The sequence below is a fragment of the Paenibacillus sp. UMB7766-LJ446 genome (genome assembly GCF_030226665.1).
GTDB lineage: Bacteria > Bacillota > Bacilli > Paenibacillales > Paenibacillaceae > Paenibacillus > Paenibacillus vandeheii.
Genome location: NZ_JASOYM010000013.1, coordinates 62,978 through 78,523, shown reverse-complemented (window position 1 = coordinate 78,523; position 15,546 = coordinate 62,978). Strand labels below are relative to the sequence as shown.

Sequence of the window (15,546 nt, the reverse complement as noted above, 5' to 3'; positions counted from 1 at the left end):
GGTGAAGTGTCATGCTTGTTACCAAACACACACTTGCTGCATCCAGTGCACACGCCACTCCCTATTACATCGTTCGAGGCACGAAGCCCGGACCCGTCATCATGATCACATCAGGAGTTCACGGGAACGAAACCGCAAGCATGGCCGCTGCGCAGAAGCTGGCTAATGACTGCATGACAGGACGACGACACGTGGTTCGCGGAATCCTCATTATTGTGCCACGGGTGAATCAGAAGGCCTATCGGAACAACAGCCGAGGAAAACCTGATTTAAACCGCACGTTCCCGCGGCATCTCTCTGGCAAAGCCAAACATCCGCTTGCTTCCGCTGTCTTTGGGCTTGCCCGTCAATATGGGCCTGCCTGGTGGCTGGACCTGCATGAAGCAAACGGATTATCCCAACGCAGTTCACAGGTACTGGGACAAACCTTGATTACCAATCCTGGCAGCCGGGCTGTTCCGGTATGCAAACGAATAATAGGGCGAATGAATCGGTCGATTCCCATTCGTGACAGGCACTTCAATCTGAAGCAACACGAGTTGCCCGGTTCAGCACGAACAGCCGCAGCTCGCCTGCTTCAAGCGCGCTCGGTTACGGTAGAAACCTGCTGGAGTCTGAACCGTTCGGACCGGATTAAGTATCAGACGGCAATTGTGCACCATTTTCTGCGTGAAGCAGGTTTGTTTTGAATCATTTTCGGGATGGTTGGAACAAAAAAGACACCTTCAAGGATATCTCTCACGCCGGACGCGTCAGAGATAATTCTTCGAAGGTGTTTATTGTTTACAGGGTTACATTATGGAGTTACCTTACGAATTCCCATCTTCCTTATTGATCCGGATCTCATTTTCCAACCTCCAACTTGATGTAATACACCAAGGATAAACCTTGAAGTATACTTCAAGCTCAAGGTACAATTTCAAGTCAGACTCCACGTATTGGAATGTTCTCGTTTAAGCAAAAAGAACTGCTCCTGACGCTACAATCCGCGCGGGAACAGTTCCTATCCATCTATACCTTCAGATCCCATTTGAGAACTTCAGTCAACGTGCAGTTACCGGAGGAAAATGCTGATATTCCCGTTGAGTCCGGTCCCGGATAAATACGCGCTGTCATGACCTTCTCCCCGCCTTGAATAAATACTTCAACCGATGAGACATCCACAAAAATTCGCAGCTCCAGCCTGCCTTCATTCAGCTCCACTTCTGCAGCACGTTCACCTCCGAGGCCATTTCCGGAACGATCCCGATTAAGACGGAGCTTACGCTCTTCCAACTGATAGGAGATAACGGTCTCTTCCCCCTCGCCCACACGTAATTTCAATCCAAAGTTCTCTGCCGTTCCCGCTTCAAAAACAACATACAGTTCATAGCGGTCACCCGGCATATCCAAATCATGTATCCCGTCCAAATGGATATTCTGTTGCTTGATCTCGTTTGTGCGATATTGCTCCAGCTCCGCGATCGGCAGAAAGAACAATCGCTCATCTCTTAGAACGATCTGCCGTGGCAGCGTCATCGCTCCTGCCCAATGATGGTCATGCTGCGTTGGGATATCCGTTTCCCATGTTTCCATCCACGCCACCATGATGCGTCGGCCCTGCTCATCGTCCGTTGTCTGCGGTGCATAAAAATCAAATCCGTAATCCAGCGGATTATATTGGTCATATTCCAGTACACCCTGCTTCTCATTCAGTGTACCCATCATATAAACCGTGGAATGTAAATTTCGATAATTATCCATCTGAGCGGGCATCCGCTGCGGTGACATGATCAAAATATCTCGGCCTCCAAGAGAAAATAAATCGGGGCATTCCCAGTTGTCTCCAAGTGTACCGTCGCTTTGCGCCATGACGTTGACATAGCTCCATTTTTCCAGATTAGTGGATTGATACAACAGAATTACGCCTCGACCTGCCGCGTCGTTTGAACCCAGCACGCAATAGTAGATCCCATTTCGTTCAAACACCTTGGGATCACGGAAGTCCTTCGGACTTGTATGCTGCGGAATCTGATCCAGCCCAATGACCGGGTTCAGCGCACTTTTGACAAAATCAACGCCATTGTCCGATACAGCGATATTCTGCGTCTGCCTGTAATCATTGTCTTTGTCTGGTCCAGTCACGACATGTCCCGTGTACATAAGCAGCAGCTTGTCGCCCTGAACGAGAGCACTGCCTGAGAAGCACCCTCCACTGTCATAACTCTGATCCGGAGCTAACGCCACCGGGAGATAAGACCAGCTAACCAGATCCTTGCTCACCGCATGGCCCCAATGCATCGGTCCCCATACCGGAGCATAGGGATAGTACTGATAGAACATGTGGTACATCCCGTTGTAGTATACAAAACCATTAGGATCATTCATCCAGCCCACTTCAGGCATCAAATGGTATGCCAGGCGGTAAGCCGGATTAACCTTTTGACGTTGTTCCCTGATATACGCATTGGAGCGGGCTAGTGTATAAGTTCCCTGTGCAGGATGCGATATATCCAGTAGTTCATTGTTCGAGTCTTGTTTTGTTTCTGTTTCCCGTTTCAAGTATGATTCCTGATTCATATGTCTATCACTCCTGTCTCTCTACTGCAATCAATCTGAAACCGATTATTTGATGGAACCCTGCATCACGCCTTGAATAATATACTTCTGTGCAAACAGATACACGACTAGCACCGGCAGCAAGGTGAGCACCAAACCAGCCATTAATGGACCGTAATCAACCGTATAGGTACCATAAAAATAAAAGGTGGATAACGGTAGTGTCCGCTGTTCGGATGAAGTCAGTACCAGAGAGGGCAACAAGAAATCATTCCAGATCCACAGGACGTTCAGCACGGTAATCGTAACGCTTGTTGGCAGGAGCACCGGCAATACGATGCGAAAGAAGGTCTGTACTCGGCCACAGCCGTCTATTAGAGCCGCTTCTTCAAGTTCCAGCGGGATGCTCTTGATGAAGCCATGATAAATAAAGACGGCGAGTGGACTGCCAAAGCCGATATACATATAGATAAGTGACCATTTGTTGTCCAGCATCCCCATTGAACCATATATTTTCACGAGTGGAATCATGATTGCCTGAAAAGGAATAATCATTGCTGCCACCATCAGAAAAAAAAGATATTGGTTCAGCTTGCTTTTGTGCCGTACAAAATAATGAGCTGTCATCGCAGCGAGCATTGCAATCAGCAACACACCTGCCACCGTAATTAATAATGAATTTCCGAAGGCAGACATATACCCCATTTTATCGAAGGCGCTAACGTAATTATCCCATTGAACGGACACTGGCAGGCCCAGTGGATCTGAAGTTATGGCCTGATTTGCCTTAAATGAATTCGTAATGAGCAGCAGAAACGGAAAAATGAACAACATCATCGCTACAATTAATAAAAACAGCTTGGCCCAGCCCAACAAGCGCGATTGTCCAGCCATTATGCCTCCACCTCCAATTTCTTGCTGAAATAGACTTGGAGTAATGTAATCGTAGCGACTAGAATAAACAGTACAAACGCCTCTGCTTGACCAAGCCCGTAATCACGTGCCAGAAAGGCCTGTTCATACACATGCATGGATACCATTTCTGTGCTTTTGAAGGGTCCTCCGCTAGTAAGGGAGACATTGAGATCATAGACCATAAAGCCCCGTTGGAGAGACAGGAAAATGCATACGATAAAGGACGGTACCATAAGTGGCAAAACGATCCGTGCCAGCATTCTGCGATTGCTTGCTCCATCAATACTGGCCGCTTCCATGACATCCTTGGGCACATTCATCAGCCCTGCAATATAGATCACCATCATATATCCTGCGTACTGCCATACGGTAACGACAACTAGTGCCCAGAACGCTTTATCGGGGTCCGATAGCCATGATGTTCCGAACAGCGGAATGTTCATTTTCTGACCGGCAAAAACCAGTACTTGATTGAAGATAAACTGCCATATGAATCCAAGCACAATTCCGCCGACCAGATTGGGTAGAAAAAAGCCAGCCCGGAACAAGCCCTGTGCCTTCATACCACGTGTTACCGCGTAAGCAAGCAGAAATGCCACGCCATTGGTCAACACCACGGTAATAAATACGTATTCCAGAGTCATCCCGAATGACTTCCAGAACACGGTATCCTTGAACACGCCGATATAATTGTCCCAGCCCACAAGACTTTGCTCAACAGCGATACCATCCCAGTCCGTAAACGTCAGATAAATCCCGTACAGAAACGGAATAATCATGACCGTTGCAAACGCAAATAGTGTTGGACCCGTAAAAATTAGTCGGGTGCGCAATCGGGTCCATAATCCTTTTTCGGTAAGCATCGTTATCCTCCACTCTATCCCAGGGTGTATACAGTCGGTTGCCCGAAGACGAAGCGGGCGCGAAAAGTTGATCTCCCGCCCGACCAGTGTCCCCGATATCCCTACCATTCTCTATGTGAAGCATCCAAAACCCGGTGGACAACAGATAAAGAGTTGCTTTTATCTCTGCCCTTACGCTGCTCCAGTTTATTTCACGTTGGTCCAATAATCTTGAATTTCTTTGGCGAGTCCATTACGGTCAATCACATCAGCCAAATATTTCTGCATGGAAGCACCCAGTTTGGACCAATGGTCGGCTGGAAGCGCACTCATCGATTCCTCAATTTTGCCTGCCTTAATGTATTCACTAATCGACTTGCCCAGCGGATCAGCCGGTTCAAGGGTAATATTGCTGAATGCAGGAATGATGCTGGCCTGATTCACCAGAAAATCTTGACCTTTAGCATCATAGACTATCCAGTCCAGAAATTTTTTCGCAGCTTCCTGCTGCGCTGGTGTGCTTTTTTCCTTGTCGATCAGAATACGTTTGGATACGGCTGCAGAAATTTGCGTGTTACCAAAATCATCGGGATTGTTGCTTATAGGAACCGGCAGGAAGCCATATTGTCCATCCGCGGTATCAAAGCTGTGAATTTGCGGCCATGCCCAGTTGCCTTGAAACCAGATGCCAACCTCGCCTTTACCCAGTACTTCAGGTCCACGCTCATACGTCCCGGACAACGGGGAGGCTTTGTCGATGTTATAGGTCTTCATCAGATCGAACGTATCCATCAAGCCATTGAATACAGCGTTGGAAGCCAAATCCACTGTACCTGCTTTCAGATCACTTATGAACTGATCCACTTTGGCGCGATCCGGAGACTGTCCGCCATATGCAAGTGCTAGATAGTGAGCGCCAAGCGACCAATCCATAGGTGATACAATTAAGGGTGATTTTCCGGTTGCTGCAATCTTCTGAAACAATTCATCGAGCTGTGCAGTGGTTTGCACCGATTGGGGATCAAATGTGCCGCCTACGGCCTGATCCAGTATCTTCTGGTTGTAGATGAAGCCATATCCTTCAATGGAGAGTGGAAATGCATAGTTTTTCTCCTCAAATGTTGTTGCCGTGGTGCTATTTTCGACGGCATCCTTCATCCACTTTTCAGAGGTAAGGTCCATAACACGGTCCTTGAATTTCTCAACATCCCCTGTATCCAGCATCATCATTGTTGTCGGATTGCCAGATGCATAGAGCGCCGAGGCTTTCTCAAAAGGAGATTGCCCGCTTCCTACAGGTACGATTTCCAGTGTTATATTAGGGTTCTCAGATTGAAAATCCTTTGCTGCCTGCTCCAACTGACTGTTTATTTCAGCTTTGGAATTCAGGAGTGTAATTTTGACACTATCACCGGATGCGGACGATGACTCCGTTCCCGCTCCTGATTTGGTACCGCCACATGCCGAAAGAATAACTACCATAACCAGTGATAAGACTGATAATTTCATCCATTTCCATTCTTTTTTCATCTGTTATTGCCCCCGTTCAATAATTTAAAAGGAACCGCTTACAAAAATGATTATAGTGTCAAAGGTTTGACATGTCAATCGTTTGACATAAAATAAATAAGTTACCTTCCCATTAATTATTAGAATGTATAGACGCATAAAAGCATGCAAAAAACGACCTTGTTTAGGTCGTCTCTCTCTCCACCAGTGTGACTGGCAATATATGCTCCATCCCAATTTCCTCCTCAGCGATCTGGCCTCGGATCAACTCTACGGCTAGCTCAGCCATGGCCTCCATTGGCTGCCTTATGGTTGTAATTCCTGGCATCCCGTAACCCGCCGCCTGGATGTCGTCATAACCAACAATTGCGATATCCTCGGGAACTTTGCGACCATGAAGCACGATTTGCTTCAAGGCATGAATGGCCATCAGATCACTGGTTACGAACAGTCCATCCACTTCGGGATGCTGAGCAAGCAGTTTTCCGACCAATTCGGTATACTGATGCTGACTGAACACATTCAGGTCGGTTTCATGGATCATGACCGGCTGGATTCCATGTGCCTTTAGTGTGTCCGTGAAACCTATAGTTCTGCGATTAGACAGCATTTGCAGCCCTAGATTGCCGCAGATATGCGCCACGTGTCGTCTGCCCCTGGAGAGCAGCAATTCGGCTGCCATAACCCCACCCTGATAATTATCAGATGAGATGAACGGGATGTCAGTACTAATCTGCCGGTCCAATGTAACGATGGGAGAATGCAGATTCATGTACTCATCCACTTCGAGCGTATGGCTTCCCATAATAATGCCGTCCACCCGATTCCCTTTGAGCATCTCCACGTACTCGCGCTCTTTGGAAGGGTCCATATGAGAGTTGCACAGCATCATTTTTAACCCGTTCCGGTATGCATGATACTCAATATAGTTTGCCAGTTCACCAAAAAACGGATGTGAAACATCAGGAATAATCAAGCCAATGACGTTGGACTGCTTGCGCAGCAGAGAACGGGCAATTTCATTGGGACGATAATTCAGTTCGTTCATGGTTTGGTACACTTTATCCCGTGTCTTCTGACTGATATAACCCCGGTTGTTTAATACACGCGAGACGGTGGTTACCGAAACCCCAGCTCTGAGTGCAACATCATGAATTGTTGCCATAACAGCCTCTTTTCCTACAACATTCTTCATATCTTAATAATTATATACGTATTTTCAGCCCCAAACCAATCCGCACGCCAGTCTGCTATTTACTTCGCCTGGATCTTCGCTCTGGGCATACTATGCATGGCCCCATGTGTCACATGGGCCTGAACCACATACGTACCTGCCTGCTCAAAAGTATACTGCACCTCATACAGACCACTCTCTACCTCGCTTGCCTTCAAGGCGCCTTGTTCCTCCAGCTTATCCTCTGTCATCATCCCTAGTTCAGGCGAGACTGCCGGGGCATCCTCAAGCTCATCCCATATCTGGAATTGAACTTGATCCGCATTGCTTACCGGCACTTCACCCTGAGTAAGCTTCACCTGCAAGGTCACAGGCTTATGGAGAGAAGCTTTGTCAGGGACCATCAGCTGTACTTTGATCATCTCCGGCATCTCACCAGACTGGGACTGCTCCTCATAGGAGCATCCCGCAATCAGGAGGGTCAGAATGATGAAGGGCATGAACCAACGGACTTGTCCGCTCATCAATTATCTGTCCTTTCTTATGAAGAAGATTTTGGTGTTTTGCCAATTCCCCACAGCATCACAATAATGATGATAAATGCGATCAGTGCAAGTAACGGTATCGTAATAAAACCAAACCAGTTCAAGTAATCGGTATAACACGGAATTTGTCCGCATGCCACTGAACTCCCCGTAGCGGAGTAAATACGCTGAATCGTTATATGATATAACGAGATTCCGCCCCCAATGAAACTAAGCGGAAGGACATATTTGGTGATGCCCACATCATCCTTGAAGTAGGCAATGCCCAGTAAAATCGTTAACGGATACATAAAGATCCGTTGGAACCAGCACAGATCACAGGGGATGTATCCCTTAATCTCACTAAAATAAAGGCTGCCTCCAGTCGCAATGACTGATACAGCCCAGGCAATAAACAGACGGGTATCAATGTTTTTTGCCCGTCCCTCAGGCTTTGAAGCTGTGTCCATCCGCTTGAACCCCCTTTTCTTGTTTGATCATACCGAATAATAATACAACATACATGACTCCAACGGGCTAGTGTTACAATTATGTACAGTCCATAACCGTACCGTGATCCATATAGACGTTGCGGTGAAGTTGCTGACTCCCCTGATTATACCAAATATTTGAATATTTTGATGTGGCCTTTTTGCGTCCATGTTATCAATTAGATAGATTGTAGATTCACCGAGTAAGATGAGGTGGAGCCGCTGAAACGAAAAAAAGCTGCCGTATGGGGCAGCCTTTTCGTTCTTCTTTTATAAATAGCGATTAGATGGATTTAGTCAGTGTGATGGAACCATCTTTTTGAGCCCATTTTACATCCCAGCCAAGAAGCTCAGCAATGAAACGCAGTGGCACTTGCGTACGTCCATCTTTGTTTACAAAGACCGTTGCACCTACATTTTTCTTCATGCCGTTCACTTCCATAACGTTGTTGTTCACCCAGAATTTCAGCGTATCATTACCAGCCATTACGGTTACTTGTTGTGCTTTTTTATCCCATTTCACAGTTGCACCAATTCCTTCACTCAGGAAACGCAGTGGAATGTAGGTAGTGTTTTTCCAGAGCATTGGTGTTGTGTCCATATTGGTTGTTTTGTCATTGATTTTCAGCATTTTGCTGTTCAGTTGCATCCATACAGTAGTTGTATCTGTTTCGGGCATTGTCGGTGTCGTGGGCTGCTCTTGGAATTTGTCGTTGAATTGCGTCACGATTGCATTACCAAGAGCTTGACCTACACCAAACATAACTTTGAGTCCTTCACGGTTGGTGGTGTACGAACCTTCGTAGTTAGCCGCAGCGTATTGATCCAATACTTGCTGTACTTGCTTCTCATGTGTAGTCAGTGCTTGTTGTCCGGCGGCTTTCGGCAGGTTGCCTGCTGTTGCGGAATCCAGGAATGTCGCGAACTCCGTTGTGAATCCGTCAATACGTTGCTCGACAGCTGCACGAGCTACTGCATCATTGTTTTTAACGGCTGTTACATAGTCGCTTTGTGCATTCACATGGTTGGTTACCCAAATTTTCTCGAACGCATTTGCACCGTCGTTACCGTAAATGGAAGCGATAGCTGTTTTGAAATCCGCTGTGTTTCCAGCTTCAGCTGTAACCAGTGCATTCGATGCTGCTGTGCGACCATCATATTGCTCTTGCATTTGCAGAGCCGACAGAGCAAAGTGCTCGGAAGCCAAGTGATTCAATGCGGATCTGAGATCAGCTGCTGGTGTATCAGCTTTACTATTCTCGAATTTCTCAGGCATTTGTGTTGTGATTGCTGTGGAAAGTGCCTTACTCACGTCGAACATTTCTTTGAAGCCTTCACGATACGCTTTGTATGCATCTGCGTAGTCACCAGCGACATATTCATCAAATACTTTTTGCACGAGATCTTCATGTACTTTCAAAGCATTTTTGGCTGCTGCTTTTGGCAATTTACCTTCGGTTGCGGTGCTTAGGAATGTAGAGAATTCTTCTACAAAACCATTGATGTTATCCTGAGCCTGTTTGATCCCAGCCTGGTTGCCCATTTTAGTTGCTTTCACAAGATCGTCTGTATATTTGTTATGAGCGCGGAAGATGCGTTCGAATTCTTTGGCTCCTGCATCACCGTAAAGGGAAGCGATAGCCGGCTGCATATCCAATGCATTTTGGTCGAGTGCTTTGTAAGCCGCGTCCGCATCTTTTGCTCCGTCATACGCTTTTGCCATGGCGGTTACAGCGAGTGCAAAGTGTTCGGATAACAGGTGATCCAAGCTCGCTCTCAGGTCAGCAGCAGGTGTATTAACACTTGCTTTCATCGTAGCCATCGGTGTCTGTGGTGCTGAAGCAGCCCCGGCGATTCCTGGCATCAATAACGTCAAGCTCAGCATGGGTGCGATAAATTTCTTCATTTTCATTTTCATTACGTGTTCACTCCTCGGTTAGTTTTGTTTATCCTTTGTTTCCTCGTCGTCGTCTTCATAGGGTGTAACGTAGAGTTCTTCCATCTGGATCACCTCTCTGGGCAAAAAAAATCGCAGCCTCCGTCCCGGAAAGCCGCGAATGCGCGCCACAACAAGGTTTATCTCAAATTTAAAATTTTAAAATTATAGTGATCCGCTCCATTCAGCACTACATACATACTGTAAGTGAAGAACTTTATTTTCCTATATTTATCAATAAAAGCTTACATCCAAGGTGAACCTGAAGTACAATGAACAGAACGATTGATTTCAATGAAGGAGGTCATCGCATGACATTGCTACCCTATATTTTAATTATTGGTATTGCCCTGTTCGGTGGTATTGCTACAATGATCATCGGGAATTCGAAAGCGAATCAGACCAGCAACCCCGAGTATGATCGCAGGACCAAGCAAAATTTGAGCAAACTTACCTATGTATACGTTGGTGCCATCGTTCTCGGCATAGGCGGTTTCGTCCTGTATTTATTCAACTGAATAACCTTACTCTCGGCAAAGTACATGTTTGAACTTTTTGAGTAATTGAAGGTTTCGTTGTACATATGGGATGGTTTGGCGAACCATTCCCCTCTCTCTTATAACGGTCAAGAGTCCACGTACCACCCACAAATGCATTTGTTCGTAAAGACTTTTCCTGCTGAAAGAATTACCTCCCTGAGTATATCCTGCTCAAAGTCAGCTACAATCTCTCCTGCTTCTCTCTCTTTGCTTCTCCATCATCTATAATGTGAATGCTCTCCTCTGTATATAACAAATTCCAAATGGCAAGATCCTTACACATGTTTACAAGTTGGAGATAATTCAGAATTATTCTGGATATGTTCAACGGGTAATATAAAGCCATAAGGACAGCAAGCCATTATAAATAACACAATTTAAAGGAGAGATATATGATGAAGAAAAACTTGAAGAAATCCGCAGCAACGATGATGGTATTGGGCATGACTTTAACAGGAGCAACGGGTGTATTCGCTGGCACTCAATTGGAGAAAATCTCAGCATATCTGAACCATGGTATCAGCTTCAATGTAGACGGTGCGGCGTACTCACCAACGGATGGCAATGGCAACAAACTGGCTCCAATCACTTACAACAATTCCACTTATCTGCCTGTACGTGCCATTGCTGATGCACTGCATGTACCTGTATCGTATGACGGCAAAAAAGGACAGGTCATTATCGGAGAAGCTACAAGCAATCCTTCCACTTTGAGCAATGTAACCTATAGCGCAGCGCAAAAAGAAGCCATTCAAAAGGCATTTGCACAGTTCGATGGTTTCGAGGCCGCTTACGCTCCGCAGCAAATGATTGCAGGTGATACGTTCAAGAGTGTAGGAGCTGGAGAAGACGGCGTAAGCTTTACGTTCAGTCATATGAAAGTGGGTGTGTCTCCAAGAGATTATTCGGACGGTTACAATGGTAAAGACGTAAAACTGTCTAATGGCGTCACAGCCAAATGGTACACACCGGATCAAACGGGTATGCTCACCTTCAAACTGGATGATCGTTACGTTACGATTAGCTCACCGGATCATAAGCTGACTCAGGCTCAGCTGCAGCAAGTGGCTGTATCTGTGCAAAAGGTACAAGGCAATGATCAGGGCGTTACCGGATTCGCTGATGTGAAATATACACAAGAACAGTCGGCTGCCATCCGCAAAGCATTTGCAAAATTCCAAGGATTTGAGACTGCCTATGCACCACAACACATGATTGCCGGGGATACGTTTAAAAGTGTAGGTGCTGGCGGGGACGGCGTAAACTTTGTTTTTAATCACATGAACGTGACAGTATCACCCAAAGACTACTCCTTCAGCTATGAGGGCAAAAATGTAAAACTGCCCAACGGCGTTACCGCCAAATGGTACACACTGGATCAAACCGATATGCTGACATTCAAACTGGATGATCGATATGTGACCCTCAGCTCGCCAAAAAACGCATTAACTCACACACAGCTGGAGCAAATGGCGGTATCTGTGCAAAAAGTGAAATAATTTCGAATTTAAAATTAAGGAATCACACTGAAAATCATACACCATAACAAACACACATCATTCTGTTCTTCCTGATGAGGGACAGATTTGATGTGTGCTTTATCCTATTCCAAATGATCGCTATGATTCTAAAAACAAGGCTTTTGTCCAGATTCATTTCATATTGAATAACGTTATAATGAAGTATACTGCATTTAACAGAAGAAAAGATAAGGAGTAGATCATAATGGACCAGCGGATCGATCTATCCCCGGAGGAACTGCAGCAACTTGCGGGTGAATTCAACAAGGCCTCGCAGAACGGACATGATATCCTTGCGCAGCTCAAAACGATAATTGACCAGTCTGAAGGTCAGTGGGAAGGTGAGCGCCAGCGTGAGTTTTTACAACGAATAAATGGTAGCATAACGTCTATAAGCCATTATTTGCGTGGATTGCAGGAGACAAGCAATAGTCTTCAGCAGACAGCGACCCGTTTTCGTGAAGTAGATCAGTCCCGATAAAGCAAAACACATGTCACATCACATTGCATCAAAAAAACCATGTACCCGAAGATGATGATTTATCATTCTTTCAAGGCCATGGCTTTTTGAGATTTCTATGATTCATTCAAACTTACAGCAAACGCCTCTTCTTCCTCATCTGCATAACCCCTGAAAATGATCTCTTCGATATCTTCATGATTAAATACATACGTATAATCCGCATTGATATACCCTTCCGGATACAAACAGCCAATATAATCGAACTGACGTGGTGTTTCCGTCATCAACATTTGCTTGCGTCCATAGATGATTAGCTTTTTGGTGCCTTCTTTTAAAAGGACGACGGAGCCATTGGGCAGTAAAGTGGATGTTTCTTTTTCCATAGTGATCGCCCTCCTTTATCATTTTATGTTTTTATTGGCATGAACTTCATCAGACTTGTTCAACACCCGGCGAAGCCAGTAGTATCGGTGTACATCCATAATAAAGTGAAATACGACAAAAGCCAGCATAATATACACACACATGAGCACAACAGCTACGGTCTGCTGCGTAATAAAAGCCAGTGAAATGTTGGCCAGAAGATATCCAGCTCCCGTTAACATCGTTAACATAGCGACTGGCATTCTGGAGCCCATTTCCCCTTTTTTTCGGTGAGGGGACTGTCGCAGTTTACGCAAATGAAACTTCGCATACTGATATAAGGCAAATCCATATAAGACAAACGATCCAATGGCGTACCACGGCGTTGTGAAGCCCAACATGCCGTATGCGAACTTTTGCACAATAATCATAAAGCCCAAAGAACAGACGATCCCAAACACACCCCGAAACAGGACATAATTCAGCTGCAACCTTCGTGGTGTTACGATCAAGGCGACGGCCCACACATTCATCACCACCAGCAGCGGCAGGAGAATATAAGCGTATACGGGTTGGAACGGAACACTGAACACGGGAATCAAAAGAAATATGTTAAGAAAGAAAAGTACCAGCGTACCCGCACTGAACCGAATGCCCTCTACCGCATATACAGCCAGATAGTTTTCGAACGTCTCCCGGTGATAGGACGTTCCTTCAACCATTGCAGAAACCGTGGTACCGGTCGTTGAATTTTTACGTTTTTTGCTTGCCATTTATTTAAACCACCCCGCTACTGTAGACCAGGCTTTCTTCGCACCATGCTTAACGACATCCTTCACAGAATCATCCTTCCCATCGCCGTCCAGATCCATATTCATCGTTACCCCTTCCGCAAGATAAGTCAGGCCTACGGACACGCCCAAACCAACTGCGCCTACTGCCAACACAGGTGCTGCAGCAGGCAGAATAGCCGCTGTCAGGAGTGTTGCGCCAACGGTTGTTGCGCCGCCGACAACAACATTACCGATGATATCTCCAGCAATTTTGTCACTAGTCGCATTATGGCTAATGTTCTCCTGGGTATCTGCGAAGACATCAATGCCAACACTTGCCCATCCCAACTTGTCCGTTAATGCAGACTTGACCGCATAACCCGGCTTGACCATAGAGGCTATTTCCTTGATCTGCGGGGTAGCGGTTCCATTGGTAAGTTTGGCTTCAATGTCACGGACATAGTGAATTTTGTAGTCTCTGGGTCTTCCATTCACAATCTTGTTATCTTTGACCGAATCGTAGCTTTCACGAACCAAAATACGTGGCGTATTCCGGTCCAGCTGCGGCTTGACCATAAATCCGTTTTTTACGCGATATCCCAACCGGGCAACAGCCGCAGCTCCTGTCAGTGTTCCTACCGTGCTTCCCGGTCCATCGAATGGAGCGAATGGATTAATTCCGGTCAGCCCAAATGTACCACCTGACTGATCCTCTTGTTCCATTCTCTCGCGGGTGGTTTTCACAAATGCCGCCAGTTGCTGCATATTCTCTCCAGCGTTCTGAAACCGCTGCTGGTGTGTCTGGTATAACCCAATGATGGTTTGACGATTCCCAGACTGCCAGGCAGCACCCTGAATGGAACGTTGCAGAGCGCCATCTACCTGCTGCAGTTGTGCGGTAACCTGTTCAATCTGCTGTGCGAGGGAGTTCAGGTACTCCGCTTTCATGATAATTTTGGTCAACTGGACTTCCTCCTTCGACTTAAGAAGATGCTTCCACCTGTTTAAACCGCAGGCAACATAGATAATGAACGTGTCGTTAGCAAAAACAGACTCTGCACCAACTCTTCTTCGGTCACCTTGAATGCGGTCAGATCTGTATCTTTACCTTCTAGGAATAACCAATTGCCATCGGTACTGCCCAGAAAATAAATGGTTTGCGACTTACCCTCCGTGCCACGAGTGTACACGTCAAATTGCCCCCTTCTCCGGATCGTCGAAAAAGCATGGGATAGCTCGTTGATCAACGATTCATTGAGATGATGGTCCTGCTGTAGAATCGATTGCATGGTCTCGAAGTCTGATCCAATCGGTAACGCGGATAGTTGCTGCAACGTTTCTGCCTGAATGGGTGTGCGCATCATTTCCTCTGCCGTATCGGGCAACTCGATCCGGTTCCCCATGAGTTGGAACAGATCCTGCAATGCTTCGAAAGAAGACAGTAACGCCTGATCCCGTGTGGGTGTCCAAACCCATTCAACAATTTGCATGCCTGACAAAAAACCATAAATCACGGACGATTCACCATCCGCTATATGCAGATCAAGTCGGGTAACTGCACTACTGAGCTTACACCCCATCAGCAGGTTATGTACTTGCGGATCTATAGTGACTTGTCCACCTTCTACTTCAATAACACTATCTTTAACCAGACGGTTAACAACTTGTTTATACATGCACTCCGCCTGCTTACCCTCCAATGGGGGATCATTCAGATCCCTGATAAGCTGGTCCGCTTCGGGAATATTCATCAGTTGAAACAGAAATAAGGCCTCTCTGCCAGAACATTCAAACGATGTATATGAAGACAAGTCCATTCCTCTTTTCCTTAGTATAGGTTAAATATGTTATGGAAAAGGTCTATCATTTTATTGTAAAAGGTTATACAACTGCACTCAATGCGCCCTCGCTCCTGATATTGGGGTGATTAACATGATTATATTTACCCAAAAATGCATA

16 protein-coding genes are annotated in these 15,546 nt (G+C 46.0%); 4 read left to right on the top strand and 12 right to left on the bottom strand.

The window, feature by feature from the left end; translation table 11 throughout:
* Positions 1-11: 11 nt before the first annotated feature.
* Complete coding sequence (locus tag QP794_RS26130; RefSeq protein WP_285079684.1) at positions 12-689, top strand: succinylglutamate desuccinylase/aspartoacylase family protein; 678 nt, start codon at positions 12-14, stop codon at positions 687-689.
* Between the two features lie 322 nt (positions 690-1,011).
* Here QP794_RS26130 and QP794_RS26125 read toward each other — a convergent pair whose 3' ends face one another.
* From QP794_RS26125 to QP794_RS26090, 8 genes are all read right to left on the bottom strand, one after another.
* Entirely contained in the window at positions 1,012-2,559 is a 1,548-nt protein-coding gene (locus tag QP794_RS26125; RefSeq protein ID WP_285079683.1) for a glycoside hydrolase family 32 protein, read from the bottom strand.
* A gap of 45 nt (positions 2,560-2,604) precedes the next feature.
* On the bottom strand, positions 2,605-3,432 hold the full coding sequence (locus QP794_RS26120; RefSeq protein WP_285079682.1) for a carbohydrate ABC transporter permease: 828 nt from the start codon (positions 3,430-3,432) through the stop codon (positions 2,605-2,607).
* Positions 3,432-4,316: a carbohydrate ABC transporter permease gene (locus tag QP794_RS26115; protein ID WP_024631456.1), complete on the bottom strand. Its 885-nt coding sequence runs from the start codon at positions 4,314-4,316 to the stop codon at positions 3,432-3,434. Before QP794_RS26115 ends, QP794_RS26120 begins: the two co-directional genes overlap by 1 nt.
* Before the next feature lie 186 nt (positions 4,317-4,502).
* Complete coding sequence (locus QP794_RS26110) at positions 4,503-5,825, bottom strand: ABC transporter substrate-binding protein (protein WP_285079680.1); 1,323 nt, start codon at positions 5,823-5,825, stop codon at positions 4,503-4,505.
* A gap of 163 nt (positions 5,826-5,988) precedes the next feature.
* Positions 5,989-6,969, bottom strand: coding sequence for a LacI family DNA-binding transcriptional regulator (locus tag QP794_RS26105; protein ID WP_285079679.1), 981 nt, complete (start codon positions 6,967-6,969; stop codon positions 5,989-5,991).
* Positions 6,970-7,058: 89 nt separating this feature from the next.
* Positions 7,059-7,502 (bottom strand): FixH family protein, encoded by a 444-nt coding sequence (locus tag QP794_RS26100; protein WP_285079678.1) that lies wholly within the window; start codon positions 7,500-7,502, stop codon positions 7,059-7,061.
* 17 nt (positions 7,503-7,519) lie between these two features.
* Positions 7,520-7,972: a disulfide oxidoreductase gene (locus QP794_RS26095; protein WP_285079677.1), complete on the bottom strand. Its 453-nt coding sequence runs from the start codon at positions 7,970-7,972 to the stop codon at positions 7,520-7,522.
* Positions 7,973-8,276: 304 nt separating this feature from the next.
* The gene (locus QP794_RS26090) at positions 8,277-9,905 is read right to left on the bottom strand and encodes a copper amine oxidase N-terminal domain-containing protein (protein ID WP_285079777.1); all 1,629 of its coding nucleotides are present in this window, start codon (positions 9,903-9,905) and stop codon (positions 8,277-8,279) included.
* 335 nt (positions 9,906-10,240) lie between these two features.
* Between QP794_RS26090 and QP794_RS26085 the strand changes: the two genes are divergently transcribed.
* The 3 genes from QP794_RS26085 to QP794_RS26075 all read left to right on the top strand — a co-directional run bounded on the left by QP794_RS26085 (position 10,241) and on the right by QP794_RS26075 (position 12,469).
* A complete protein-coding gene (locus QP794_RS26085) occupies positions 10,241-10,447 on the top strand; it encodes a hypothetical protein (protein ID WP_024631462.1) in 207 nt (68 codons plus the stop codon).
* 413 nt (positions 10,448-10,860) lie between these two features.
* Entirely contained in the window at positions 10,861-11,967 is a 1,107-nt protein-coding gene (locus QP794_RS26080; RefSeq protein WP_285079676.1) for a stalk domain-containing protein, read from the top strand.
* A gap of 226 nt (positions 11,968-12,193) precedes the next feature.
* Positions 12,194-12,469 carry a WXG100 family type VII secretion target gene (locus QP794_RS26075; protein WP_053780166.1) on the top strand — a complete coding sequence of 92 codons (276 nt, stop codon included), beginning with the start codon at positions 12,194-12,196 and terminating at the stop codon, positions 12,467-12,469.
* A 95-nt stretch (positions 12,470-12,564) separates the two neighbouring features.
* Here the strand turns inward: QP794_RS26075 and QP794_RS26070 are convergent, their stop codons facing one another.
* The 4 genes from QP794_RS26070 to QP794_RS26055 are packed head-to-tail and all read right to left on the bottom strand — an operon-like array spanning position 12,565 to position 15,398.
* A complete protein-coding gene (locus QP794_RS26070; protein WP_285079675.1) occupies positions 12,565-12,834 on the bottom strand; it encodes a DUF4176 domain-containing protein in 270 nt (89 codons plus the stop codon).
* An 18-nt stretch (positions 12,835-12,852) separates the two neighbouring features.
* On the bottom strand, positions 12,853-13,587 hold the full coding sequence (locus QP794_RS26065; RefSeq protein WP_483311954.1) for a hypothetical protein: 735 nt from the start codon (positions 13,585-13,587) through the stop codon (positions 12,853-12,855).
* A complete protein-coding gene (locus tag QP794_RS26060) occupies positions 13,588-14,550 on the bottom strand; it encodes a hypothetical protein (protein WP_285079674.1) in 963 nt (320 codons plus the stop codon).
* A 41-nt stretch (positions 14,551-14,591) separates the two neighbouring features.
* Positions 14,592-15,398: a hypothetical protein gene (locus QP794_RS26055; RefSeq protein WP_285079673.1), complete on the bottom strand. Its 807-nt coding sequence runs from the start codon at positions 15,396-15,398 to the stop codon at positions 14,592-14,594.
* Between the last annotated feature and the right edge of the window lie 148 nt (positions 15,399-15,546).